The sequence below is a fragment of the Janthinobacterium sp. GW822-FHT07H11 genome (assembly GCF_058798615.1).
In genome coordinates this window covers 5,865,489-5,891,649 of the sequence record NZ_CM179507.1, presented here as the reverse complement: position 1 = coordinate 5,891,649, position 26,161 = coordinate 5,865,489, and the positions used below count along the sequence as shown (strand labels likewise).

20 protein-coding genes and 1 pseudogene are annotated in these 26,161 nt (G+C 64.6%); 9 read left to right on the top strand and 12 right to left on the bottom strand.

Annotated elements, in window-relative coordinates; translation table 11 throughout:
- Positions 1–2: 2 nt before the first annotated feature.
- Positions 3–1,712, bottom strand: a complete 1,710-nt coding sequence (locus tag AC3RCJ_RS26015) for a molecular chaperone HscC (RefSeq protein WP_492957149.1) — start codon at positions 1,710–1,712, stop codon at positions 3–5.
- Positions 1,712–3,709: a DNA topoisomerase IV subunit B gene (locus tag AC3RCJ_RS26010; protein WP_492957148.1), complete on the bottom strand. Its 1,998-nt coding sequence runs from the start codon at positions 3,707–3,709 to the stop codon at positions 1,712–1,714. The genes AC3RCJ_RS26015 and AC3RCJ_RS26010 overlap by 1 nt, the downstream gene beginning before the upstream one ends.
- Before the next feature lie 463 nt (positions 3,710–4,172).
- Here AC3RCJ_RS26010 and kdpF point away from each other — a divergent pair, with 463 nt between their 5' ends.
- The 7 genes from kdpF (at position 4,173) to AC3RCJ_RS25975 (ending at position 13,287) form a co-directional block, all read left to right on the top strand.
- A complete protein-coding gene (kdpF, locus tag AC3RCJ_RS26005; RefSeq protein WP_300751126.1) occupies positions 4,173–4,262 on the top strand; it encodes a K(+)-transporting ATPase subunit F in 90 nt (29 codons plus the stop codon).
- Entirely contained in the window at positions 4,262–6,067 is a 1,806-nt protein-coding gene (gene kdpA / locus AC3RCJ_RS26000; protein WP_492957147.1) for a potassium-transporting ATPase subunit KdpA, read from the top strand. The genes kdpF and kdpA overlap by 1 nt, the downstream gene beginning before the upstream one ends.
- 9 nt (positions 6,068–6,076) lie before the next feature.
- Complete coding sequence (gene kdpB / locus AC3RCJ_RS25995; RefSeq protein ID WP_492957146.1) at positions 6,077–8,155, top strand: potassium-transporting ATPase subunit KdpB; 2,079 nt, start codon at positions 6,077–6,079, stop codon at positions 8,153–8,155.
- A gap of 10 nt (positions 8,156–8,165) precedes the next feature.
- Positions 8,166–8,741 (top strand): potassium-transporting ATPase subunit KdpC, encoded by a 576-nt coding sequence (kdpC, locus tag AC3RCJ_RS25990; RefSeq protein ID WP_492957145.1) that lies wholly within the window; start codon positions 8,166–8,168, stop codon positions 8,739–8,741.
- Between the two features lie 215 nt (positions 8,742–8,956).
- Positions 8,957–11,710 (top strand): DUF4118 domain-containing protein, encoded by a 2,754-nt coding sequence (locus AC3RCJ_RS25985; protein ID WP_492957144.1) that lies wholly within the window; start codon positions 8,957–8,959, stop codon positions 11,708–11,710.
- On the top strand, positions 11,707–12,405 hold the full coding sequence (gene kdpE / locus AC3RCJ_RS25980) for a two-component system response regulator KdpE (RefSeq protein ID WP_492957143.1): 699 nt from the start codon (positions 11,707–11,709) through the stop codon (positions 12,403–12,405). The genes AC3RCJ_RS25985 and kdpE overlap by 4 nt, the downstream gene beginning before the upstream one ends.
- A gap of 132 nt (positions 12,406–12,537) precedes the next feature.
- Positions 12,538–13,287: a TorF family putative porin gene (locus tag AC3RCJ_RS25975; RefSeq protein WP_492957142.1), complete on the top strand. Its 750-nt coding sequence runs from the start codon at positions 12,538–12,540 to the stop codon at positions 13,285–13,287.
- 132 nt (positions 13,288–13,419) lie between these two features.
- Here AC3RCJ_RS25975 and AC3RCJ_RS25970 read toward each other — a convergent pair whose 3' ends face one another.
- From AC3RCJ_RS25970 to AC3RCJ_RS25960, 3 genes are read right to left on the bottom strand one after another with little or no spacing between them, the layout of a single operon-like run.
- Positions 13,420–13,971, bottom strand: a complete 552-nt coding sequence (locus AC3RCJ_RS25970) for a division plane positioning ATPase MipZ (protein WP_492957141.1) — start codon at positions 13,969–13,971, stop codon at positions 13,420–13,422.
- Entirely contained in the window at positions 13,949–14,980 is a 1,032-nt protein-coding gene (gene dapA / locus AC3RCJ_RS25965; protein ID WP_492957140.1) for a 4-hydroxy-tetrahydrodipicolinate synthase, read from the bottom strand. The genes AC3RCJ_RS25970 and dapA overlap by 23 nt, the downstream gene beginning before the upstream one ends.
- Complete coding sequence (locus AC3RCJ_RS25960; RefSeq protein ID WP_492957139.1) at positions 14,977–15,285, bottom strand: hypothetical protein; 309 nt, start codon at positions 15,283–15,285, stop codon at positions 14,977–14,979. The genes dapA and AC3RCJ_RS25960 overlap by 4 nt, the downstream gene beginning before the upstream one ends.
- A 220-nt stretch (positions 15,286–15,505) precedes the next feature.
- On the opposite strand from AC3RCJ_RS25960, the gene AC3RCJ_RS25955 reads away from it, so the two are divergent.
- Positions 15,506–16,507, top strand: coding sequence for a gamma-glutamyl-gamma-aminobutyrate hydrolase family protein (locus tag AC3RCJ_RS25955; protein WP_492957138.1), 1,002 nt, complete (start codon positions 15,506–15,508; stop codon positions 16,505–16,507).
- Positions 16,507–17,583: an alginate lyase family protein gene (locus tag AC3RCJ_RS25950; protein ID WP_492957137.1), complete on the top strand. Its 1,077-nt coding sequence runs from the start codon at positions 16,507–16,509 to the stop codon at positions 17,581–17,583. Before AC3RCJ_RS25955 ends, AC3RCJ_RS25950 begins: the two co-directional genes overlap by 1 nt.
- Here the strand turns inward: AC3RCJ_RS25950 and AC3RCJ_RS25945 are convergent, their stop codons facing one another.
- From AC3RCJ_RS25945 to AC3RCJ_RS25915, 7 genes and pseudogenes are all read right to left on the bottom strand, one after another.
- The gene (locus AC3RCJ_RS25945) at positions 17,584–20,055 is read right to left on the bottom strand and encodes a TonB-dependent siderophore receptor (protein ID WP_492957136.1); all 2,472 of its coding nucleotides are present in this window, start codon (positions 20,053–20,055) and stop codon (positions 17,584–17,586) included.
- Positions 20,056–20,149: 94 nt separating this feature from the next.
- On the bottom strand, positions 20,150–20,929 hold the full coding sequence (locus AC3RCJ_RS25940) for a FecR family protein (RefSeq protein ID WP_492957288.1): 780 nt from the start codon (positions 20,927–20,929) through the stop codon (positions 20,150–20,152).
- 54 nt (positions 20,930–20,983) lie between these two features.
- A pseudogene (locus AC3RCJ_RS25935) lies at positions 20,984–21,466 on the bottom strand (sigma-70 family RNA polymerase sigma factor); the annotation flags it as partial.
- A 254-nt stretch (positions 21,467–21,720) separates the two neighbouring features.
- Positions 21,721–22,851, bottom strand: coding sequence for a YbdK family carboxylate-amine ligase (locus tag AC3RCJ_RS25930; protein ID WP_492957135.1), 1,131 nt, complete (start codon positions 22,849–22,851; stop codon positions 21,721–21,723).
- The gene (locus AC3RCJ_RS25925) at positions 22,852–24,039 is read right to left on the bottom strand and encodes a cation:proton antiporter (RefSeq protein ID WP_492957134.1); all 1,188 of its coding nucleotides are present in this window, start codon (positions 24,037–24,039) and stop codon (positions 22,852–22,854) included.
- Between the two features lie 312 nt (positions 24,040–24,351).
- On the bottom strand, positions 24,352–25,521 hold the full coding sequence (locus AC3RCJ_RS25920; protein WP_492957133.1) for a vWA domain-containing protein: 1,170 nt from the start codon (positions 25,519–25,521) through the stop codon (positions 24,352–24,354).
- Positions 25,515–26,153, bottom strand: coding sequence for a GNAT family N-acetyltransferase (locus tag AC3RCJ_RS25915; RefSeq protein WP_492957132.1), 639 nt, complete (start codon positions 26,151–26,153; stop codon positions 25,515–25,517). Before AC3RCJ_RS25915 ends, AC3RCJ_RS25920 begins: the two co-directional genes overlap by 7 nt.
- Positions 26,154–26,161: the final 8 nt, after the last annotated feature.

Genomic DNA, 26,161 nt, shown 5'->3' with positions numbered 1-26,161 from the left:
ATCTACAGGAAGCTTTCGCTCTCGACCTGGCGCAGCACCTCGTCGAGCGCCAGGCGTGCCTTGCGGATGGTGTTCGGGTCCTGCGTTTCCAGCGCGGCCTGGAAGTTGGCCGTATGCGCGGCCAGGTACTGGCGCACGTCACCCAGCGACTGCTCGTACAGCCGGTCGGCGCGCGTGACGAGGGTGCGGTTTTCCAGCTGCTCGCGCGGGTGGATCTTCAGGTCGGCCAGTTCCGCAAAACGCTGCTCGATCTGCTCCGGCGTCATCACGCCGGCGTTATCGCTGATGATCATCTTGTGGCGCTCCTGCGTGGCCAGCACCGTCACTTCGGCTTCCAGCACGCCGCTGATGTCATAGGTGAAGCGCACGTCGATGCCGATCTCGCCCGCCTTTTTGGCGGGAATCGGGAAGCTGATCTTGCCGAGGAAGACGTTGTCGGCCACCAGGCGCGACTCGCCCTGGAAGATCGCCACGTTGATTTCCTTCTGGTTGTCGTAGATGGTGGTGATGTTTTCCGTGCGCGAGACGGGCACCACGGAATTGCGCTCGATGATGGGCAGGTAGTGCCCGCCCTCATACTGGTTTGCGCCGACCTGGCGCGAAATCGAAATGCCCAGCGAATACGGCGCCACGTCCGTCATGACCACTTCGTCGAGGGCCGCGTCGCGCATCTTCAGGCCCGCCTGCACGGCGGCGCCCAGCGCCACGGCTTCGTCCGGGTCCAGGTGGATGGCGGGGAAGCGGCCGAACATGCGCGAGACGAGTTTACGCACCAGCGGCATGCGCGTGGCACCGCCAGCCAGCACCACTTCATCGAGTTCCGCGGCGCGGATGGTGGCGTCGCGCAGCGCGCGTTCCACGGGCAGGCGCAAACGGGCCAGCAGCGGTTCGCACAGCTGCGCCAGTTTGTCTTCGCCGATCTCCCAGCTGTATTCCTTGTCCTGGTAGCGCGTGGCCATGTGCACGGACGGCTGGTCCGACAGCAATCGCTTGACGCGCTCGGCTTCGTCGCGCAGCAGCTGCTGCTGGCGCGGGTCGAGCAGGCGGCTGCCGACGGCGTCGCGCAGGCCGCTGCCTTCCATGAAAGCGTCGACCAGCACGGTGACGAAGTCTTCGCCGCCCAAAAAATTGTCGCCGGCCGAGGCGCGCACTTCCATCACGCCCTCGAACAGCTCCAGGATCGACACGTCGAAGGTGCCGCCGCCCAGGTCGAAGACGAGGAATTTGCTTTCCTGTTCCTTGTCGCGGATGCCGTAGGCCAGCGCGGCGGCCGTCGGCTCGTTCAGCAGGCGCTCCACGCGCAAGCCCGCCAGCTGGCCGGCAATGCGCGTGGCCTTGCGCTGCGCATCGCTGAAATACGCGGGCACGGTGATGATGGCTTCCTCGACCTTGTGGCCCAAAAAGGCTTCGGCATCTTCCTTCAGCGCGCGCAGCACCATCGACGACAGTTCTTCCGGGCGGAATTGCTGCATGCCGAGGGTGATCTTCTTTTCGCTGCCCATGTAGCGCTTGAAGACGGCCGCCGTCAGCTGCGGATGCGTCTGCAGGCGCTCGCGCGCGGCGCGGCCCACCAGCACGCTGCCGTCGTCGTCGATGCTGACGCACGACGGCGTCAGGTGTTCACCGAGCGCATTCGGGATGATGGACGCCTTGCCGTCGCGCCAGATGGCGACCAGGCTGTTGGTGGTGCCCAGGTCGATACCGATGATCATCAGATATCCGCCTCCGCCTCATTGCCGTGTTCCTCGATCCAGGCGCGGCGTCCGGCCGCTTCGCCTTTACCCATCAACATGTTGAAGCGCGCGGCCGATGCCATGTGATCGATTTCGCCCAGGGTCACCGGCAGCAGGCGGCGCGTGTCCGGATTCATCGTCGTTTCCCACAGCTGCTCGGCGTTCATCTCGCCCAGGCCCTTGAAGCGCGAGATCGACCAGGCGCCCTGTTTCACGCCTTCCTTGCGCAGCTTGTCCTCGATGGCGACCAGTTCGCCGTCGTCGAGCGCATAGATTTTCTGGATCGGCTTCTTGCCGCGCGCCGGCGCATCCACGCGGTACAACGGCGGGCGGGCGATGCAGATATGGCCGCGCGAAATCAGGGCCGGGAAGTGCTTGAAGAACAGCGTGAGCAGCAGTACCTGGATGTGCGAGCCGTCCACGTCGGCGTCCGACAGGATGCAGATCTTGCCGTAGCGCAGGCCCGACAGGTCGGGCGAATCGCCCACGCTGTGCGGATCGACGCCGATGGCCACCGCGATGTCGTGGATCTCGTTATTGGCGAACAGGCGGTCGCGGTCCGTCTCCCACGAGTTCAGGACCTTGCCGCGCAGGGGCAGGATCGCCTGGAATTCCTTGTCGCGGCCCATCTTGGCCGAACCGCCCGCCGAGTCGCCCTCGACGAGGAACAGTTCATTGCGCGTGATGTCCGACGATTCGCAGTCGGTCAGCTTGCCCGGCAACACGGCCACGCCCGAGGATTTTTTCTTTTCCACTTTTTGCAGCGAGCGCTGGCGCGACTGCGCCTGCTTGATCACCAGCTCGGCCAGCTTTTTGCCATAGTCGACGTGCTGGTTCAGCCACAGTTCCAGCGGCGGCTTGGTGAAGGTCGAGACCAGGCGCACGGCGTCGCGTGAATTGAGGCGTTCCTTGATCTGGCCCTGGAATTGCGGGTCCAGCACCTTGGCCGACAGCACGAAGGAGGCGCGCGCAAACACGTCCTCCGGCAGCAGTTTCACGCCTTTTGGCAGCAGCGAGTGCATTTCGACGAAGTTCTTCACGGCGCCGAACAGGCCGTCGCGCAAGCCCGATTCGTGCGTGCCGCCATTCGAGGTGGGAATCAGGTTGACATACGATTCGCGCACGATGGCGCCTTCTTCCGTCCATGCCACCACCCAGGCTGCGCCTTCGCCTTCGGCAAAGCCTTCCGAGTCCGGCCCCGCGTATTGCGCGCCTTCGAACAGGGGAATCAGGGTTTCGCCATTCGATACCTGCGCCAGCGATTCGGTCAGGTAGCCGCGCAAGCCTTCCGCGTACAGCCAGGTTTGCGTATCGCCGGTTTTCGCGTTGGTCAGGGTGACAGTCACGCCCGGCAGCAGCACCGCCTTAGAGCGCAGCAGGCGTTGCAGCTCTGGCTGCGAGATATTGGGCGAATCAAAATACTTGGCATTGGGCCAGGCCGTCACGCGCGTGCCGGATTTCTTGCCGTCGCGCGGGGCGGGGCGGGAATGCAGTGGCTCGATCACGTCGCCATCGGCAAATACCATGTGATGCAGGCCGTTGCCGTCGCTTTCCTTGCGCCAGACGGTGATTTCCAGGCGCGATGACAGCGCATTGGTGACGGATACGCCGACGCCGTGCAGGCCGCCCGAGAACGCGTAGGCGCCGCCCGATCCCTTGTCGAACTTGCCGCCCGCGTGCAGCCTTGTAAACACGATTTCCACCGTCGGCACGCCTTCTTCCGGGTGCAGGCCGACGGGAATGCCGCGGCCGTTGTCTTCGACGGTGATGCTGCCGTCCGTGTTTTGCGTGACGGCGATATGCGTGCAATGACCGCCCAGCGCCTCGTCGGAGGCATTGTCGATCACTTCCTGGATGATGTGCAGCGGATTTTCAGTGCGGGTGTACATCCCCGGGCGCTGCTTGACGGGTTCCAGTCCCTTCAGGACACGGATGGATGATTCGCTGTAGTCGGATGCTGGTTTTTTAGTGGCCATACGTGTTCAAGCTAAGTAAAGACAGTGGTTGGAACGCCAGGCCGGAGCACTGCGCGGCGCAGGGAGGCGGCGGCGATAACTGTACGAATATACAGTATATCCCGTCCAGCGTCACTGGGGGAGGGCAGCGCGGCAGGCATGGCGTCCTTGTGCGGACGCTCGCGCATTCTATCTTGATCGGCGGGCAATAGCGCTACTCCTTGGCAACAACGGTGCGCCAAAGCACATCGATTCTCGCCGAGCGTGGACGATTTTATGCGGTAAAGCCCGTGTTTTTACATTTTGTTTACAGCCGCCTCCCCAGTCTTTACGAATTTTTTAGACCCTTTTGGCTAATCTGCTCACTATCAAAACAAACCTGAATGAGGGTGGGAATGGATATCGTGTATCTCGGCTTGATTGCCGTTTTTTTTGTCGTGGCAGCCGGCTTTGCCGTCGCCTGCGACAAACTAGGGAGCGTCAAATGAACGCGTTTTATGTGCTGGGCGCCGTCGTCTCGGCTGGCCTGCTGGTGTACCTGCTGGTGGCGCTGCTGAAAGCGGAGGATCTGTGATGACGACGCAATCGATACTGTTATTGGTGGCTTTCCTGGCCGTGCTGCTGGCCGCCGGCTATCCGCTGGGCCTGTACATGGCCAAGGTGGCCGGCGATGGCCCCGTGCGCGGCCTGGGATGGCTGCAAAAGCTGGAAAACCTGCTGTACCGCTGGTCCGGCCTTCCCGCCGACAAGGCCATGGGCTGGAAAAGCTATGCCATCGCCCTGATCGTCTTCAATACCGTGGGCGCCGTCTTCGTCTACGGCCTGCAGCGCCTGCAGGGCTTCCTGCCCCTGAATCCCCAGGGCCTGGGCGCTGTCAGCCCCGATTCCTCGTTCAATACCACCGTCAGCTTCGTCGCCAATACCAACTGGCAGGGCTACGGCGGCGAACAGACCATGAGCTACCTGACCCAGATGCTGGGCATGGCCTGCCAGAACTTCTTTTCGGCGGCCACCGGCATCGCCGTGATCTTCGCCCTGGTGCGCGGTTTCGCCTCGCGTTCGGGCAAGTCGATCGGCAATTTCTGGGTCGACCTGGTGCGCTCCACGCTGTACATCCTGCTGCCGCTGGCGCTGGCCCTGTCCGTTGTCTTCATGGGCGAAGGCATGATCCAGAATTTTTCCGCCTACAAGGAAGTGACCCTGCTCGACCAGGTGGCGTATGAAACGCCGAAAATGACGGCCGACGGCCAGCCCGTGCTGGATACGGCCGGCAAACCCGTGATGGAAGCGCAAGTGGCGACGACGCAGACGATCGCCATGGGCCCCGTCGCGTCGCAGGAGTCGATCAAGCTGCTGGGCACGAATGGCGGCGGTTTCTTCAATGCCAATTCCTCGCATCCGTATGAAAACCCGACCGTGCTGTCGAACTTCCTGCAGATGCTGGCCATCTTCATCATTCCCGCCGGCCTGTGCTTCACCTTTGGCCGCATGGTGGGCGACCTGCGCCAGGGCTGGGCCGTGCTGGCCGCGATGACCCTGATCTTTGTCGTCATGACGGCCGGCGTGATGAGCGCCGAGCAGCAAGCCAATCCCGCCTTGCAAGCGCTGGGCGTGGACCAGCAGGCCAGCAGCCTGCAATCGGGCGGCAATATGGAAGGCAAGGAAACGCGCTTCGGCATCAGCTCCTCGACCCTGTTCGCGGCGGTGACGACGGCCGCATCGTGCGGCGCCGTCAACTCCATGCACGATTCCTACATGCCCCTGGGCGGCATGGTGCCGCTGCTGCTGATGCAATTCGGCGAAGTGGTGTTCGGCGGCGTGGGCACGGGCCTGTATGGCATGCTGATGTTCGCCATCCTGGCTGTCTTCATTGCCGGCCTGATGATAGGCCGCACGCCTGAATACCTGGGCAAGAAAATCCAGGCCTATGAAATGAAGATGGTGTCGCTGGCCATCCTGATTACGCCAGCCCTTGTATTGACGGGTACGGCGATCGCCGTGATGGTGGAACCGGGCAAGATCGGCGTGGCCAATCCGGGTGCGCACGGTTTCTCGGAGATCCTGTACGCCTTCACGTCGGCGGCCAACAACAACGGCAGCGCGTTTGCCGGCCTGTCCGCCAACACCCCGTTCTATAACGTGATGCTGGCGATCGCCATGTGGTTCGGCCGTTTCGGCGTGATCGTTCCCGTGCTGGCGGTGGCCGGCTCGCTCGCCGGCAAGCAGCGCCTGTCGGCCAATGCCGGCACCATGCCTACGCACGGTCCCATGTTCATCGGCTTGCTGATCGGTGTCGTCGTGCTCGTCGGCGTGCTTAATTACGTTCCCGCGCTGGCCCTGGGCCCGATCGTCGAACACCTGCAACTTTTCATCAAATAAGAGGCTACCATGTCACGCACAAGCCTGACTTTGTTCGATTCCGCACTGATTGGCCCCGCCATCGTCGATGCGTTCAAAAAACTCGACCCCCGCACGCAGTGGCGCAGCCCCGTGATGTTCGTCGTTTATGTGGGCAGCATCATCACGACCTTGCTCGCCATCCAGGCCCTGAATGGCCAGGGCGAGGCGCCGTTCGGTTTCATCGTCGCCGTCGCCGTGTGGCTGTGGTTTACCGTGCTGTTTGCGAACTTCGCCGAAGCGCTGGCCGAAGGCCGCAGCAAGGCCCAGGCGGCCTCCCTGCGCGCCTTGAAGCAGACGGTGATGGCAAAAAAAATGCAGACGCCGAAATACGGCACTTCCTGGCTGCCCACGCCTGCCACCGACCTGCGCAAGGGCATGACGGTGCTGGTCGAGGCGGGCGACGTGATTCCCGCCGACGGCGAAGTGACGGCAGGCGTGGCATCCGTCGACGAAAGCGCCATCACGGGCGAATCGGCGCCCGTCATCCGCGAATCGGGCGGCGACTTTTCCGCCGTCACGGGCGGCACCCGCGTGCTGTCGGACTGGCTGCTGGTGCGCGTGTCCGTCAATCCCGGCGAAGCCTTCATCGACCGCATGATCGCCATGGTCGAAGGCGCCAAGCGCCAGAAGACGCCGAACGAGATCGCCCTGACGATTTTATTGGTCGCCCTGTCCATCGTCTTCCTGATCGTCACCGTGACATTGCTGCCGTACTCGCTGTTTTCCGTGGCGGCGGCCGGCAGCGGCACTCCCGTCAGCATCACGGTACTGATCGCGCTGCTCGTATGCCTGATCCCGACCACCATCGGCGGTTTGCTGTCCGCCATCGGCGTGGCTGGCATGAGCCGCATGATGCAGGCCAATGTGATCGCCACCTCGGGCCGCGCCGTGGAAGCTGCCGGCGACGTGGACGTGCTGCTGCTCGATAAAACGGGCACCATCACCCTGGGTAACCGCCAGGCGTCAAGCTTCGTGCCGGCGCCCGGCGTGACGGAACAGCAGCTGGCCGACGCGGCGCAACTGGCCTCGCTGGCCGATGAAACGCCGGAAGGGCGCAGCATCGTCGTGCTGGCCAAGCAGAAGTTCAATATCCGCGAACGCGAGATGGCCAGCCTGCATGCCACGTTTGTCCCGTTCACGGCGCAGACGCGCATGAGCGGCGTGGATATCCCCGCCGGGGAGCATGTGCGCCAGCTGCGCAAGGGCGCGGCCGACTCCATGAAGAAATACGTGGAAGCGCTGGGCCAGCCGTATCCGGACGAGGTGGCGCGCGCCGTCGACGATATCGCCCGCCGCGGCAGCACGCCGCTGGTGGTGGTCGACGACGGCCGCATCATGGGTGCCGTGGAACTGAAGGATATCGTCAAGGGCGGCATCAAGGAGCGCTTCGCGGAATTGCGCCGCATGGGCATCAAGACGGTCATGATCACGGGTGACAACAAGCTGACTGCGGCGGCGATTGCCGCAGAAGCGGGCGTCGATGATTTCCTCGCCGAAGCGACGCCGGAAGACAAGCTGAAACTCATCCGCAGCTACCAGGCCGAAGGCCGCCTGGTGGCGATGACGGGCGACGGCACCAACGATGCGCCCGCGCTGGCCCAGGCCGATGTGGCCGTGGCCATGAACTCGGGCACGCAGGCGGCAAAGGAGGCGGGCAATATGGTCGATCTCGATTCGAACCCGACCAAGCTGCTGGAAATCGTCGAAATCGGCAAGCAGATGCTGATGACGCGCGGCTCGCTGACGACGTTCTCGATCTCGAACGACATCGCCAAGTACTTCGCCATCATCCCGGCCGCTTTCGTGGGCACCTATCCGCAGTTGAAGGCGCTCGACATCATGCATTTGGCGAGTCCCGCCTCGGCCATCATGTCGGCCGTGATCTTCAATGCCTTGATCATTGTCGTGCTGATTCCGCTGGCGCTGAAAGGCGTGCAGTACCGGGCCATCGGCGCGGCCAGCCTGTTGCGCCGCAACCTGCTGATCTACGGCCTGGGCGGGATTATTTTGCCCTTCATCGGGATCAAGCTGATCGACATGCTGCTGTCTGCCCTCAATCTCGTCTAAAGGAACCATCATGAGCACTATCGTACGTCCCGCCCTGGTCCTGTTTGCCGCACTGACCGTGATCTGCGGCGTCGTCTATCCGTTTGCCACGGCCGGCATCGGCCAGCTGGCCTTCAGCGATGAAGTCAACGGCAGCATCGTCGAGCGTGATGGCAAGCCCGTCGGCTCGACCCTGATCGGCCAGTCCTTCACCTCGCCCAAGTATTTCTGGGGCCGTCCATCGGCCACGGCGCCGATGGCGAATAACGGCGCCGGTTCGGGCGGTTCGAACCTGGGACCGACCAATCCGGCCCTGGTGGACGCCGTCAAGGCGCGCATCGCCGCCCTGAAGGAAGTCGATCCCGGCAACACGCGCGCCATCCCCGTCGACCTGGTGACGGCGTCGAGCAGCGGCCTGGACCCGGAAATCAGCCTGGCGGCCGCCCTGTACCAGGCGCCGCGCGTGGCGCGCGTGCGCGCCGTGCCGCTGGCGCAGGTGGAAAACGCCATCGCCAAGGTGCAGAAAACCGCGTACATCGGCTTTTTTGGCGAACCGCGCGTGAATGTGCTGGAACTGAATCTGGCGTTGGATGCCATGGCAAAGTAAGCTGGCAACGATGCGCAGGTGGGCAAACGTTGGCCTGGATCGGCGTAGGTTGGCGTAGGTCGGCTTAGCGCAGCGTAAGCCGACACCACCACCAGCCAGGCCAACAATGTCGTCGGATTACGCGCAAGCGCTAATCCGACCTACGTGCTTACGTCGCCGCTTGACGCCACGGCAAAATAACAAGATAGCATTACGCAAGAAGATTAAAATACAACATGCTCCCCAACGACAGCCAACGCCCCGACCCTGATGCCCTGCTGGCGCAAGTGCAGGCACAGGAAAAGAAAGCCGCGCGCGGTCGGCTGCGCATTTACTTTGGCGCCTCGGCCGGCGTCGGCAAGACCTATGCGATGCTGGCGGCCGCCCGCAAATTGCTGGCCGATGGCCAGGACTTGCTGGTGGGCGTGGTGGAGACGCATGGACGCCAGGATACGGCCGCGCTGCTGGACGGCCTGCCGCTGCTGGCCCGCAAGGCGGTCGAGTACCGTGGCAAGACCCTGTTCGAGTTCGACCTGGACGAGGCGCTGCGGCGCGCGCCGTCCCTGATACTGATGGATGAACTGGCGCATTCGAACGTGCCCGGTTCGCGCCATCCGAAGCGCTGGCAGGATGTCGAGGAATTGCTGGCGGCCGGCATCGACGTGCTGTCGACCGTGAATGTGCAGCACCTGGAAAGCCTGAACGACGTGGTAGGCGGCATCACGGGCGTGCGCGTGGCCGAAACCTTGCCCGACACGGTGTTCGACGGCGCCGACGAAGTGGTGCTGGTCGATATTCCCGCCGACGAATTGCTGCGCCGCCTGAAGCTGGGCAAGGTGTACCAGCCGCAGCAGGCCGAACGCGCATCGCAGCACTTTTTCCGCAAGGGCAACCTGATCGCCCTGCGCGAACTGGCCTTGCGCCGCACGGCGGACCGGGTGCAGGACGACGTCCAGGCCTACCGCGTCGAAAAATCCATCAATCCCGTGTGGAAGACGGGCGCCGCGCTGCTGGCCTGCGTGGGGCCGCGCGCGGGCGGTGAACATGTCATCCGCAGCACGGCGCGCCTGGCCAGCCAGCTGAACGCCGAATGGCACGCGCTGTACGTCGAAACGCCGCGCCTGCAGCGCCTGCCGGCGCACGAGCGCGAGCGCATCCTGAAAACCCTGAAACTGGCGCAGGACCTGGGCGCGCGCACGGCCATCGTGCCATCCGCCGACATCGCCGCCGCCGTGGTCGAGTATGCGCGCAATGGGAATATCTCGAAGGTCATCGTCGGCCGTGGCCTTGGCGGTCCGCTGGCGCGCCTGTGGCATGCGCCGCCGGCCGCGCGCATGGCCAGCCTGGCGCCCGATATCGATTTGATCGAGGTGGGCTTGCCGCCAGCCGATGCGGCGCCCCGGCGCGCTGCCGGCGAAGACGCGGAGGCGCCGCGCAGGCCATCACGCCACTGGCGCTACCTGTCGGCTGCCGGTGCCAGCCTGGCCACGGCCCTGGCGTCGGTACCGTTGCAGCCTTACCTGGACCTGGCGAATATCGCCATGCTGTCGCTGCTGACGGTGGTGCTGGTGGCCGTGCGCCTGGGGCGGGGGCCGGCGGCGCTGGCCAGCCTGGTGGGCGTGGCCTGCTTCGATTTCGTCTTCGTGCCGCCGCGCTTTTCCTTTGCCGTGGGCGACTTCCAGTATGTGATCACCTTTGGCGTGATGCTGGCCGTCGGCCTGATCACGGGACACCTGACGGCAGGCCTGCGCTTCCAGGCGCGGGTAGCGTCGCACCGCGAGGCGCGCGCCCGCGCCCTGTACGAATTTTCCCGTGAATTGTCCGGCGTGCTGCAGACCGAGCAGATTTTCGATATCACGAAAAACGCCATCGAACGGGCTTTCCGCGCGCGCGCCACCTTGCTCTTGCCCGATGATGAAGGCCGCCTGCAGACGCAGCAAGGTGCGGCCATGGAGGCGGAGCAGCTGGACATGGGAATCGCGCAGTGGGCTTTCGACCACGCCCAGGCGGCCGGCACGGGCACCGATACCCTGCCCGGCTCGAACATTTTCTACCTGCCGCTGATCGCGCCCATGCGTACGCGCGGCTTGCTGGCGCTGCTGCCGCTGGAGGCGCCAACGCATGGACGCTGGCTGCTGGTGCCGGAACAGCGCCAGCACCTCGATACCTTTGCCGCGCTGGCGGCCATCGCGCTCGAGCGCGTGCACTACATCGACGTGGCCCAGGGTGCGCTGGTGCAGATGGAATCCGAACGGCTGCGCAATTCGCTGCTGGCCGCCCTGTCGCACGACTTGCGCACGCCATTGACATCGCTGGTGGGCCTGGCGGAATCGCTGGCCCTGTCCAGGCCTGCGCTGTCGCCCGCACAGCTGGACATGGCGCGCGCGCTGCAGTCCGAAACCGTGCGCATGAGCGCCCTGGTGGCGAACCTGCTGGACATGGCGCGCATCGAGAGCGGCCAGGTGCGCCTGAACCTGCAGTGGCAGGCGCTGGAAGAGGTGGTGGGCAGCGCGCTGCGCGCCAGCGGCCCGCAATTGCAGGCCCATCGCGTGCAGACGCAGCTGGCGCCGGAGCTGCCGCTGGTGCGCTACGACGCCGTGCTGATCGAGCGCGTGCTGTGCAACCTGCTGGAAAACGCGGCCAAGTATACGCCGCCCGGCAGCACCATCACCGTCGCGGCCGGAGTGCACGGCCAGTTCCTGCAGGTGAGGGTATTCGATGATGGTCCGGGCCTGCCGCCCGGCCGCGAAGAAGCCATCTTTGAAAAATTCACGCGCGGCGAACGCGAATCGAACAAGCCGGGCGTCGGCCTGGGGCTGGCCATCTGCCGCGCCATTGTCGAAGCGCATGGCGGCACCATCCACGCACAGCCGCAGGCGCCGGGACAGGGCGCTGCCATCGTCTTCAGCCTGCCCCTGGGTACGCCGCCAGCCTTGCCGGAAGCGGAGCTGGACGACGCCAACGTAAATGACACAGGAAAACCATCATGAATGAACCTTCCGCCACGGCCCTGCTGGTCGAGGATGAACCGCAAATCCGCCGTTTCGTGCGCTCCGCGCTGGAAGAGGAGGGCTGGCAGATTTTCGAGTCCGCCACCATGCAGCGGGGCTTGATCGACGCCGGCACGCGAAGGCCCGACCTGATCGTGCTGGACCTGGGCTTGCCCGATGGCGATGGCATCGATTTCATCGCTGACATCCGCAAATGGTCGGCCGTGCCCATCATCGTGCTGTCGGCGCGGGTCGACGAGCAGGACAAGATACGCGCGCTGGACGCGGGCGCCGACGACTACCTGACCAAGCCGTTTGGCGTGGGCGAGCTGCTGGCCCGCGTGCGCGCCACCCTGCGCCGCCAGCGCCAGCCCACGGCCAGCGACGATGGCGTGGTGCAGTTCGGCGACGTGCGCGTCGACTTGAAGGACCGCCTGGTGACGCGCAACAAGCAACTGGTGCACATGACGCCGACGGAGTTCCGCCTGCTGTCGGTACTCGTGAAGAATGCGGGCAGGGTCGTCACCAATCCGCAACTGCTGCGCGAAGTGTGGGGGCCGTCGAACAGCGAGAATGGCCACTACCTGCGCATCTACATGGGGCATCTGCGCCAGAAGCTGGAAGCCGATCCGGCCCAGCCGCAGTATCTGCTGACGGAAACGGCCGTCGGCTACCGGCTGCTGCTGCCGCTCTAACACCTTTATTTTCCCCCGTTTGCAAACAGGCGCCGCGCGCGCCAGGGGGACGCTTTACCCAAAATTTTGCAGCGGCGGGCCAGCTGCGCCATGTTGGCAAAGGCCCATACCACCCATGAAGAAGAAAAAACCATGAATAAAATGCTACTTGCACTTGCCGTCGCGACCGCCTTTACGGGCAGCCTGGCCCACGCGGAAGAGGCCAAGCCGGACAATGAAGTCAGTTTCAATGTGGCCGGCGTGTCCGACTACCGCTACCGCGGCATTTCGCAGACGCGCTTGAAACCCGCGCTGCAGGGCGGCGTCGACTACGTCAACAATCCGACCGGCCTGTATGCGGGCGCCTGGGCTTCCACCATCAAGTGGACCAAGGATGCGGGCGGCAGCGGCGACGTGGAAGTGGACCTGTATGCGGGCAAGCGCGGCCAGCTGACGACCGATGTCGGCTATGACGTCGGCGTGCTGGCGTATGTGTACGCTGACAACGGCTTGAAGCACGTCGCCGGCCTGGCCAATGCCGACACGCAGGAAGTCTACGGCCAGCTGTCGTATGGCCCTGCCTATATCAAGTATTCGCACGCCGTCTCGAACCTGTTCGGCATCGTCAACAGCAAGAATAGCGGCTACCTGGACATCGGCGCGAATATCGACCTGACGCACGGCTGGACCGGCAACCTGCATGCGGGCCACCAGAAGGTGAAAAACAATGACGCGGCCAGCTACACGGACTGGAAAGTGGGCGTGACGCGCGATTTCGGCTTTGTTTCGGGGGCGCTGGCCGTGATCGGCACGAACGCGGACAAGTCGGCCTACGCTTCTCCCGTGAACGGCAAGTTCATGGGCAAGACGGCGCTGCAGCTGACGCTCAGCAAGACGTTTTAATTGACAGGGAGGAGAGGCGGCGCATGCGCCGCCTTTTTTTACGTGCCGAGAGCGGGGGCAGTCACTGCGTCATCAGGGCGCGTCCCATTGGGGGGGGCGCTTCCCGACGGGTCTGCCCCCTGCTGTCGAGAGTTATGCCGCGCGGTGATGGTTGTCGAAGACGGCACAATACAGCTGTCCCAGGCCAACCACGCGGGCAGCCGGAATCTGCGTGGCCAGCGCATGGGCGGCGGCGGCTTGCGTCTCCGCGACCAGCAGCACGCGCAGCCCCGGATTGAAGCTGCGCGCATGCGCGATGCGGCGCGCCAGGCCCGCCTGCGCGGCGCCGTCCACGATGCCGTCGAGCGGCACCACCAGTACACGCGCGGCGATCAGGGCCGAGCGGCTGCCCATGGAATCGCGGCCTTCGCTGTCGATGACGATGTCGTGGTAGCAGTGCACCAGGTGTTCCAGTTCCGGCTGCAAGCCCTTGGCGCTGATGGCGCGCGCCATCAGGCGCGGGCGCTGCACGCTGTCGTGCAGGGCACCGTCGCGCATGTTCCTGGCCTGCGCCAGCGCTCCCTGGCGCGGGTCTGCATCAAGCAGCAATACCTTGCGTCCGGCCAGCGCGCGCGAGGCGGCCAGCCGACCGGCCACGATGGATTTCTCCAGGCCCCCGCGTTCATCCGTGATGGCGATGATCATCTTGGCGCACGGCTGGCATGATGTTGGTGGCGGAGACCAGCTGCAGCAAGCAGCCGGCGCGAGCTTCCTCCTTGTCGCCGGGCGTCCACCGGGGCAGCTCCATCAGCAGCTCCAGTGCCGCGGCCAGGGCGGCCTGGCCGGCGGGCGACATGGCTGTCAGCGGCAGGCGCAGTTCGTCGCGCACCTTGCCCTGCATGGCCAGGGCCGCCTTGACGGGGCCCGGGTTCGGTTCGGCAAACAGCAGCCGGATGACGGGCAGCATGGTCTTGAACAGGGCGCTGGCGGCACCGTGGCGCCCTGATTTGACGAGGTCGAACAATTGCGCGTACAGGTCGGGGCGGACCTGGGCGGCGGCCGACATGGCGCCGTGGCCACCCATGGTGAGGCTGGCCAGCAGCAGCGCATCGTCGCCGCACAGCACGTCCAGGCGCGTCTCGAGCAGCAACTCGCCCAGCTGCTGCAGCTTGCCGCCCGCCTCCTTGATGGCGACGAAGTGCGAGTCGCGCGCCAGCAGGGCGGCTGTCTGCGGCTCGATATTGACGCCGGTGCGCGCCGGCACGTTGTACAGCACGATGGACTGGTCGGTGGCGGCGGCGATGGCCTGGAAATGGCGCGCGATGCCGTCCTGCGAGGGGCGCACATAGGCGGGCGCGGAAATCAGCAGGCCAGCCAGCGGGTGGTCGTTATAGCGCTGCACGGCGGCGACGACGCCGCGCGTATCGCTGCCGCCGATACCCATCACGACGGGGAAGCGGGGGCCGACGGCTTCGAGCACGCTGTCGAGCAACATGGTCTGTTCCGTGGCACTCAGCATGGCCGCTTCGCCCGTGGTGCCGCACACCACCAGGCCGTCGATGCCGCTGGTGGCCAGTTCGCATGCGAGCTGCTGGGCGGCGTCGAAATCGATTTCGCCATCACGGAATGGCGTGACCATCGGCACCCAGATGCCCTGGAAGTGGGTGGTGATGCGCGATGAAGACATCGCCTGGTCGCACGCGTACTGGTTCATAGCGATTTCCCCTGGCTGATACGGCCAAATTCGGCGGCCGGCAGCAGGCGCATGACGGCATCCATGGTCAGGCGCAGGGCTGGCTCCGTCACGCACAGCCATACCTTCATGCGTTCGGCATGGTCGACCGCCTCGACGCGCATGAATGACAGCATGCCGCCGCAGGTCTTGACGACCAGCTGGCGCAGCTCGGCCAGGCAGGACTTGTCGACCGTGATATGCATGAGGAAAGTGGGCCGGCGGGGATGGCGGTGGGGCAGTGCTTGATGCGCTTGATGCGTTTGCAGGCGTGAATGGGGTTCCATGGTGGCTTTGCAGCGGTGGTTGAGGTACGTTCAAGATTAGCAGCGGGGGCGTAAAGATTCTCTAAAAAGCGGGGCTGCCAGCGTAAACGGACTGTATGCAGTGTTACTGCCGGCGTGTTGCGTGGATGCGCCGCACATGTGCTTTTGTTACAAAATTGAATCGTGCTTTGGGAGGCTGGGGTTTATATTGAAAACGTCTCCGCTTTCAGTCAGCCTTGCCATGTCAGACGAAAAAGATCCCCAGCAGCCCCCATCCACCGATGCCGCGGCGCCAGCGCCGTCAAGGCCCGACCGGGTGGGCCGCCGGGCACCCGATGAGGAGCACCGCGCGCGCGACGCCGCCCCCCGCTACCTGAAGGATAACGACACGCCGCTGGCGCTGGCCTGGCGGGTGATCTCGTCGCGCTACCGTTCCATGCGCGACAAGGCCAGCCGCGATTTCATGCGCCGTACCCTGCGCATCGGCATCTCGGCGCGCATTTTCCACCCGGAGCCGGGCGCCACTGGCCTGCGCAGCAAGAACCTGCAATACCTGGAAGAGTCGATTGCGCAGTGGGTCATGTCGCGCGATGTACTGGTGTTCATGATCCCGACCGTCAATACCAGTGGCCAGCTACACCCGAGCAATATCACCCTGCGCCACTATGCGCGCCACCTGGACGGCCTGGTGCTGCAGGGCGGCGCCGACGTCTCGCCGCAGACGTATTCCGAGGCGGCCACGCGGCCCGAATGGAACGGCGACCGCGCGCGCGACCTGTACGAACTCGAACTGTTGCACGAATTCGTCGACGCGGGCAAACCCGTGCTGGGTATTTGCCGTGGCTGCCAACTGATCAACGTGGGCTTTGGCGGCACCCTGTACCAGGACATCGCCTCGGATGTGGAGGGCGCCACTTCCCACGTCAACGACCTGTACGACCGCCACCGCCACACCATCGTCTTCCCGAAAGGTTCGTCTTTGGCGGGCATGTTTCCGAAGACGGGCGAGGCGCTCGTCAATTCCATCCACCACCAGTCGGTCAAGGACCTGGGGCGCGACGTCACCGTGGAAGCCTATTCGCAAGGGGATAATATCGTCGAAGCCATCCGCTACCAGCGTGCCCGCTTCGTCATGGGCTTGCAGTGGCACCCGGAATTCCATTCGGCGGGCGGTGTCGAACTGCTCGATTGCACGCCCATCCTCGATAACTTTTTGCGCGCGGCGCGGGAGACGCGCTTTTGATGGCGCACCCGATGCGCCGGCGTGTCGTGCTGGCCGGCCTGCTGGCGCTGCCGCTGGCGGGCTTGCGCGCGGCGCCGCGCGCCGGCAATGACGCGCTGCCGTTTGCGCTGACATCCGCCGCGCGCGCCCGCACGCTCAAGGCGCGGGTGGCGCCGGCCGTCGCGGAACAGGTGCTCAAGGCGGCGCGCAAGGACGCTGCGCGGCCCGTGCACCTGATGGCACAGGTGCGCACGGGCGGCTTGCTGAAGGGAGAGGGCGGGCGCGAGACCAGCCAGCAGGCGCAGGCAGACTGGCGCCAGGCGCGCTTGCAGGCGCTGGCGTGGCGTCTGTCTGACGACACCGTACATTTCGACAGCGCGCGCCAGCTGCTGCTGGCCTGGAGCGGCACCTATCAGCCATCGTTCAGCCCCGTCGACGAGACGGAGCTGGCCAGCCTGCTGATGGGCTTTGACCTGGTACAGGAACGCTTGAGCGGCGTCGAGCGCGAACAGGTGCAGGCGTTTTGCCGCACCCTGTCGCACGGGTATCTGAGCGATCCCGTCAAGGTGGGCGGCCCATCCACGGCGCGCAACAACTGGCACAGCCACCGCATCAAGATCGGCACGGCCGCCGCGTACGTCACGGGCGACGCCCTGCTGGTCGCGCGGGCGAAGGAACGCTTCCTGGCGCACGTGCCGCGCAATATCGGCGCCGGCGGCGTGCCCTTCGACTTCGAGCAGCGCGATGCCCTGCATTACGCCACCTACAGCCTGGAGCCGCTGCTGACGACGGCCCTGATGGCGCAGGCGCATGGCGACGACTGGTATGGCGCGCCGCAAGCGCGGCGCCTGGCCGAGGCGCTGGCCTGGCTGGCGCCATATGCGCAGGGCCAAAAGACGCACGAGGAATTCGCGAAAAGCGCCGTGCCCTTCGACCGCAAGCGCGTGGCCGCCAGTGAAAAGGGCTTTACGGGGAACTGGGAGCCGAAGGGCGCCGCCAATGTGTACTTGCTGGCGGCGCGCTTCGATCCCGCTTACCTGCCCCTGGCGCTGGAATTGCGCCCGCCAGCCTGGGCGCTGGCGCTGTATGGCAGTTAGTTAGAACTTCGTGCGCACGGTGAACATCACATTGCGCGGTTCGCCGTAAAAGCCCGTCTGGAACAGGCCCAGTCCCGTGAAGTATTTCTTGTCCAGCAGGTTGTTCACGTTGAGGCTGGCCGTGACGTTCTTGCTGATCTCGTAGCGCGCCATCAGGTTGACCAGCGCGTAGCCGCCCTGCTTGATGCGTGAATAATCCTCGATGGCGGGATTCCAGATATTGCCGTAGTAGCTGCTTTGCCAGTTGATGCCGCCACCGACGGTCAGTTTGTCCAGGCTGGCCGGCAGGCGCCAGCTGCCTTGCACGCGTACCAGGTGGGCTGGCTGCGTGGTTTGCAGCATGGTGGAAAACACGTCCTTGCCATCCGCGTCGCGCACGTGGGTGTAGGTATAGCCGGCGCTCAGCTTCACATCCTGCATCACTTCGCCCGTCACTTCCATTTCCACGCCGCGGCTGGTGACGCCGTCGATGGCTTGATACGCTTCCTCGCCGTTGACTTCACCCACGGAGCTGGCCACATTGCTCTGGCGGATCTGGAACAGGGACGCGCTGGCATTGACCTTGCCATCGAGGTATTCGGCCTTCACGCCCGCTTCAACACCCTTGCCGCGCACGGGCGACAGAAAGTTGCGGTTCACGTCGCGGTTGCTTTGCGGAGCGAAGATGCTGGTATAGCTGCCGAAGAGGGAATACGTCTTGTCGAGGTCATACACGACGCCCGCGTATGGCGTGATGACGTTGCTTTCCTCGATGCGCGAGGTGATGCGCGCAGTCTTGGGGTCGAAGAAGCTGCGGTCCTGCTCCTGCTTGTAGTTGCTCACGCGCGCGCCGACGATGACGGACAGTGCGTCGGCCGGATGCAGGCGCACGGCGCCATACAGGCCGCTCTGGCGCGTGCTGTCGTTGTCGTTGCCCAGGCGGGTAAATGCGGGTTCCGCATACCGGCCGCGCCAGTCGAAGTAGCTGCCTTCGACGGGTGGGTAGACCGATTCGTAGACGGGACCATCCTGCTTTGCGCTGGAATGGGAGTAGCCGAGCATGGCTTCGTGCCGGCGGCCGAAGGCGGTAAACGGCCCGCTGGCGTCCACGTTGACGGTGCTCTGGCGGCGGTCGCCCTTGTATTTGCCCATGAAGAAGTAGGCGCCTTCGCCCGTGACGGGATCGGGATTGCCGCCGCTGGCCGAACCGAGCACGCTGTCATGCTTGCTGCGCAGCTGGTTGGCGCTCAGTTTCACCTTCCACTCGTTGGTGAAACTATGCTCGACAGAGGTGAACAGCGTGGTGTTCTGCATGTCGCGGCGGCTCCAGTCCGTGGCCGGGTTCCACGCGGTGGGGAAATCCGTGCGCGTGCCGTCGGCCAGCAGCACGGGGAAGCCCGTCCAGGTCGAGCCGCGCGGCTTGTAGTCCTGGTACGTGAAGCCGGCCGTCAGCAGGGTGACGGGTGTCAGGTCCGCCTCGATGATGCCGTAGGCGACGGATTTCTGCTGCGTGTAGCGGTCCAGGTAGGAGTGCTTGTCCTGGTAGGCGGCCACCAGGCGGCCGCGCACCGTGCGGCTGTCGTTCAGGGGGCCGGAGACATCGGCTTCGCCGCGGTAGTTGTCCCACGATCCCGCACCCAAGGTCGCCGAGCCTTCGAAGCTGGCGGTGGGGCGCTTGCGCACCATGTTGACGGTGGCGGACGGGTCGCCCGAACCGCTCATCAGGCCCGTCGCGCCTTTCAGCACTTCGATGCGGTCGTAGATGGCCATGTCGCTGTTGGTCGTGCCCCAGTCGTAGACGCCGTCATAGATGGCCGACACACCGTCGTACTGGAAATTGGTGACGGCAAAGCCGCGCGCCTGGAAGCTCCAGCGGTCGCTGTCATAGTTTTGCACGCTCACGCCATTGACGTTCTTCATGACGTCGGAGACGGCATTGCTGTTCTGGTCATCCATCTGCTGGCGCGTGACGATGGTCAGCGACTGCGGCGTTTCGCGCTGCGTCAGGGCCAGGCCCGTGGCGCCGCTGGCGGGGCCGCCGGTATAACTTGCCGTGCCGCTGGTGGCGGCGCTGCGCTCTGCCGCCGCCACCACGGTGACGCCGCTCATGACGGCCACGCCGCGGCTGTCCGCCGTCGGAGTAGTCGCGCTGGCGGGGATCTTCTGCAGCAGGTAGCCGCCATTCGGCTGCGGCACGGCTTGCAGGCCGCTGCCGGCCAGCAGCACGCGGAAACCGTCTTGCACGCCATAGCTGCCTTGCAGGCCGGCGCTGCGCAAGCCTTGCGTGGCCTCGCCGGAGAACGACAATAAAATGGCGCTGTCGCTGCCGAAGCGGGTCAACACGTCGCCGAGCGTGCCGGCCGGGATGGCATAGACGCGCACTTGCCGGCTTTGTGCCTGGGCCAGCGCCGGCAGGGCCAGGGTCATGCCGATCTGCGCCAGGGCGCAAGCCAAAACGGTGCGGGTAAGGAGGGAACGCGAAGCGTGGTGCATGGAATAAAACCTTTCGTGGATGCGCAAGATGGAGACTACCTGTCTACCAAGTCACGCGAGCACGCTGAAACAGCTCACTTTGCAGAAAATATTCTTAGCGCTGCGCCAGTTCGATCCTGACGACTTGCCGGCCCCAGAAGCGCGTGACGGTATTGCGCCGCAATTGCAGGCTGGCGCAGACGGCGTCGACGATGGCACCGATGTCGGCCAGCGGGTAGGAGCCGGAGACGCGCAAGCCGGCGATGGCCGGCGCGCAGGCCAGCGGATGGTCGCTGTAGCGCGACAGCTCGGCGAGGAAATCGGCCAGGCGCATGGCGCGCGCCACCAGCATGCCATTCAGCCAGGCGCCGCCATACGGCGCCAGCGCCTGGCGGTAGCAGCTCGTGCTGTCGAAATGCGCGCCTTCGCCGGGACGCAGTACCAGGCGCTGTGCGCCATCATCGGCCAGCACGGCGACGGCGCCTTCGAGCACGCCGGCGCTGGCGTATCGTTCGTGCAGGCGCACGGTGAAACGCGTGCCCAGCGCCTGCAGCTTGCCACGCGGCGTGTCGACGAAGAACGGGCGTTGTACTGCATCCTTGGCGGTGGCGATGAAGATTTCACCGGCCAGCAGGTCGATGCGACGCTGCGCGCCGTCGTAAACGATATTCACGGCGCTGCTGGTGTTGAGCGTGAGCTGCGTGCCGTCATCGAGGGTCACGACGCGACGCTGGTTGATGCCCGTGCGGTAGTCGGCCGTCCAGCTGCGCCATGGGCCGCGGCGCTCGAATGCATACAGCGAGGCGCCGCAGGACAGCAGCAGGGCCAGCGTCTTGACGGCATGGCGGCGCGGCGCATTCGCCTGCACGCAGGCGCGCAGCAGGGTCGCGTGCATGGCGGGCGGCAGGTGTTCATGCTGCCTTTGCAGCTGCTGCCACGCTTGCGTGGCGCTGCCGGCCCGCTGCAGATGACGTTTGACTGTCGCCAGCGAGATGCCGAGCTGGCGCGCGATGTCTTCCTGCGGCAGTTCGTCGAGCTGGCGCAGCAGGAAAGCCCGTTTGACGGGCGGCGGCAAGCCGTCGAGCATGCGGTCCAGTTCAAACACGGTGGCCAGCAGCAGCGCGCGTTCCTCGGGCGACGGCGCATGCCGGGGCGGCAGCTGCGCCAGCACGTCCAGGTAAGCTTGTTCGAGTTTCTGGCGGCGGTAATGGTTGAACAGCACGCGCTGCGCCACAGTGGCAAGAAAGGCGCGCGGCTCGCGCGCGGCGACGGCGTCCTCGCGGTCGAGCAGGCGCATGAAGGTGTCCTGCGCCACATCGGCCGCGCAGGCCGTGCTGCCCAGCTTTTTGCGCAGCCAGCCTTGCAGCCAGCCGTGGTGGTCGGCATACAGTGTCGCGATGTCCTGGCGTTGTAGCGGCTCTGCCAGCGGCATCGCGTTCCCTTTGCATTTTTAAACAATAATAAGAATCATTCTCACTTATTGTAACAAGCGGGGGAGGTGGCTGTAAATGACGGGATGGCGCGGTGTGGTTTTTTGGCGCCTTGCTACGGCAGCGGCATAGGTCGGATTAGCGGGGCCGCCGAGGCGCGCAAGCGCGTAATCCGACGCCACCACCGGCGCTAACGATGTTGTCGGATTACGCGGCTACGCCGCTAATCCGACCTACGTTTTCATGCTGTGCAGCGTCAATAGTTCATCGGCTCGCCACGGAAGCAGCGGATCGCCGAATCGACCATGCCCTCGGCGCTGCCCTGCAGGCTGTGCTGCTTGCGCAGGTATTGCGCATCGCTCCACTGCTTGGCCACGTCCGACAGGTGTTTCAGGGCTGGCGTGCTGCCCAGCGCCTCCGCGTGCGGTTCCATCTTGCGCAGGGTGGTCATGATGTCTTCGCGCAGCGACATCGTCTCGTAGGTTTTCGGATGCGTGATGGCGCCATCGAGGCCGAAGCGGCAGGCCTGGAAGCGGTTGTAGTTATATACGAGGTAATCGTCTTCCACCGGCGGGGTTTCGCGCCGTTCGAGCAGATAACGGCACAGGGCTTGCAGGTAGGCGGCCAGCGCGGCGGCCCGTTCCACCGTCAGCGGCGTGTCGCACACGCGCAGTTCGATGGTGCCGAATTCCGGCTTGGGCCGGATGTCCCAGTAAAAATCCTTCATGCTCTTGATGATGCCGGTGTTTTCCATCTTGGCGAAATACTCGTTGGAGAACTGGTCCCAGCTGAGGGTGAACGGCGCGCGCCCGCTCATGGGGAAGGCGAATACGGAGTTCAGACGGGCAGAATCGAACAGGGTGTCGCGGCCCTGCACGTAGGGCGAGGAGGCCGACAGGGCGATGAAGTGGGGGATATAGCGGTTCAGCGAATGCAGCAGGAACATGGCGTCGTCGCCCGAGGCGCAGCCGATATGCACGTGCTGGCCGAAGATGGTGAACTGCTTGGCCAGGTAGCCGTACAGTTCCGAAATCTCCTGGAAGCGGGGCTTGGAAAAGATCTTTTGCGACGACCATTGCTGGAACGGGTGGGTGCCGCCGCCGGCGATGCCGATATTGAGCTTGTCGCCCGCCGTCACGAGGGTATCGCGGATTTCCTGCAACTGCGCCAGCAGCGGCGCATGGTGGGTGTGCACGCTCGAATTAATCTCGATCATGCTCTCGGTGATTTCCGGCGTGACGTTACCGGGAAACGGCTTCTTGCCCAGCAGATGCAGCAGGTCGGGGCTGGCGGCAGTCAGGTCGTAATCCGACAGGTTCACCAATTGCAGTTCGAGTTCGACGCCGAAGGTCAGCGCGGCTGATTGGCCAAAGGGTTCCAGCGGCATTTAGCGCTCCTTGATTTCGTGGGTTTCTTTTGCCAGCATCAGCACGCGCTGCACCAGCACCGGGCCGACCAGTTCCAGGCCCAGGGTAACGGCGGCCAGGGCATTCAATTCGTCGCCGAAGTTCACGCCGTGCTGGCGCGCATGTTCGAGCAGCAGGATGATGAAGACGGAAACGGGCGTGAGCGCTACGCCCGTGAGCACGCCCTTGCGCCAGGAAATGCCGCTGACGTGCGAAAACGCGGCCACGCCGACGACTTTCGTCAGCAGGCGCCCGCCGACGACGGCCAGGGCCAGGGCCGCGCCGGCCGTCACGCTGGCCCATTCCAGTGTCGAGGCGGCATACACGAACAGCAGCACCGTCAGCAGTTCGCCCAGCGCGCCGAAATTGCGCTGCGCCTGGCTGAAGGCGACGCGGCGATGGCGTGCCACCAGGCCGAACGTCAGGGTCGCCAGCAGCGGCGACAGGCTGGTGGTATAGGTCAGGGCGACAAGCAGCATCACCGACAGCGCGAACGCCACCGTGGCATCCTGCGCCATGTTGCCCAGGCGGCGCAGCATGGCCGGCACGACGATGCCGAAGACGGTGCCGGCGGCCACGGAGGCGGCCAGCACGGCGGCGCTGCTGCTGGTCGCCTCGATCAGGTCGGTGGAACTCTGGAACATCCAGAAGCCGATGATGATGTTGAAGGTGAAGACGGCCAGCACGCAATTGAGGGCGGTGAGGTGGACGATGCGCTCCGTGACCTGGCCCGAGCTGCGTTCCTCGTTAATCACGCGCATGATGGTGGCCGGCGAGGTGGACATGGCCAGCGATGCCAGCAGCAGCGCCGTCATCGAAGTGGTGCCGAATTCGATGCCGATGAAATACACGACGGCAAACGTGAACAGCGATTCGACCAGGCCCGTGACGGCGATCCACGGGTTGTTCTTCAGCCAGCGCAGGTTGATGCGGTAGCCGACCTCGAACAGGATCAGGCCGAAGGCCACGTCAGCCAGCACCAGCATGGGGCCGGCGTCCGTCTGCGGCAACACGCCTACCTGGGTCTGCGCCAGGATGAAGCCGATCACGCCATAAAAGCTGATGCGCGGCAGGCCCGTCCAGCGGTGGCCGAATTCGCCGACGACCCAGGCCAGGGTAATGGCGAAGGGCCAGGACAGGTCGGCGGCGATCGAGAGGAGACTTTGCATGCTCATTCCTTTGAAATAGCGCTGGCACCGGCCGGCAGCATGGGAGCTGGCGCGGCAATGACATGGTGCAGCGATGGTGCATAGTTTGCGCAGAGCGATGCGCCGATTCTACCGGAGCAGAAGGCGAGCACGATGTGCGCAATCGAACAGTGTCACGGTCATGGCGGCCGCGCACGGGATGCAGCAGGGTGGGGCGGGGCTGGTATCAGCGTATGGTACCCGCCCGCAGCGGAGAAGCTCCGCACGGTAGTTTTGTACCGCAGTGTACGACATGGCGGCCGCATGCCGCCATGGACTTTTTGTCGCGCGTCTTTATTTACTGAGCAGACGCATGCCCCGTTCCAGCCCGTCGATCGACAGCGGGAACATGCGGTTGTTCATCAGTTGTCGCATCACGCCGATCGACTGGCGGTACTGCCACAATCCTTCCGCTTCGGGATTGAGCCAGATGAATTTCGGGAAGGCGGCCGTGAAGCGCGCCAGCCAGACGGCGCCAGCTTCCTCGTTGTTGTATTCGACGCTGCCGCCCGGCTGCAGGATTTCATAGGGGCTCATGGTGGCGTCGCCGACGAAAATGAGCTTGGTATCGGGCGGGTATTTGCGCAGCACGTCCCAGGTGGGAAAACGCTCGGCATTGCGGCGCCGGTTGTTCTTCCACAGGGTGTCGTAGACGCAGTTGTGGAAGTAAAAGAATTCCATGTTCTTGAATTCCGTCTTCGCCGCCGAAAACAGTTCTTCCGTGCGCTCGATATGGTCGTCCATGCTGCCGCCCACGTCGAACAGCATCAGCACCTTGATGCGGTTCTTGCGCTCGGGCCGCATCCTGATATCGAGGTAGCCCGCGTTGTTGGCCGTGGCGGCGATGGTGGCGTCGAGCGCCAGTTCGTCTTCCGCGCCTTCGCGCGCGAACTTGCGCAGGCGGCGCAAGGCCACCTTGATGTTGCGCGTGCCCAGTTCGCGCTCGCCGTCGTAATCCTGGTAGCTGCGCGCCTCCCATACCTTGACGGCCGTGCGGTTGCCGCCCTTGCCGCCGATGCGGATGCCTTCCGGGTTCGTGCCGCCATTGCCGAACGGTGAAGTACCGCCCGTGCCTATCCACTTGCTGCCGCCTTCGTGGCGCTCCTTCTGCTCCTTCAGCAGCTCGCTCAGGCGGTCCATCAGCTTGTCGTAGCCGAATTTTTCCAGCTGCGCCTTCTGTTCCTCGGACAGCTCGCGCTGCATGCGTTTCAGCAGCCAGTCGAGGGGAATCGCCGCATTCGTCTCGAAGGCCGCGCTGACGCCCTTGAAGTACTGGGCAAAGGCGCGGTCGAACTTGTCGAAATGGGCTTCATCCTTGACCAGGGTCAAACGCGCCAGATAGTAGAAATCGTCCATCGAGGCGTCGATGACGTTCTTTTGCAGCGCCTCGAGCAGCGTCAGAAACTCCTTGATGGAGACGGGAATCTTCGCATCCTTGAGCGTGAAGAAGAAATCGATCAGCATGGCGCCCGCTCTCCCGCGCGGGGCAGGGCGGCGATGGGGCGCTGCGCCAGCTTGTAGCGCAGGTGGGCGTCAATTTCCGGCCACTCGCCGCGCGTGATGCTGTACATGACCGTGTCGCGTACGGTGCCGTCGCGGCGCAGCCCATGGTGGCGCAGCACGCCATCTTTTTTCGCGCCCAGGCGTTCGATGGCCGCCTGCGAGGCATGGTTGAAATTATCGGTGCGAAAACCCACCAGCGCGCAGCCGAGCGTGTTGAAGGCATGCGCCAGCAGCAGCAACTTGCAGGTGGTGTTGACGTGGCTGCGCTGGCAGCGCTGCGCGTACCAGGTGTAGCCGATTTCCAGGCGTTTGATCTCGGGCACCACGTCGTGGTAGCTGGTGGTGCCGAGCACCTCGCCGCTGGCCGCGTCGATGACGGCAAAGGCGAAGCGCGACGGGCGCATCTCGATGGCCTTGAAGATGTACTGGTCGACCTGGTCCGGTTCGGGCACGGAGGTGACGCGCAGATTCCACAGTTCGCCATCCATGGCCGCCGCGCGCAGGCCGGGGGCGTGGTGCGGCGCCAGCGCCTCGAGGCGCACGCCGTGCAGTTCCAGCGGAACGAGGACGATGTCGGTGCTGATGTCGTTCACCGGCGCTC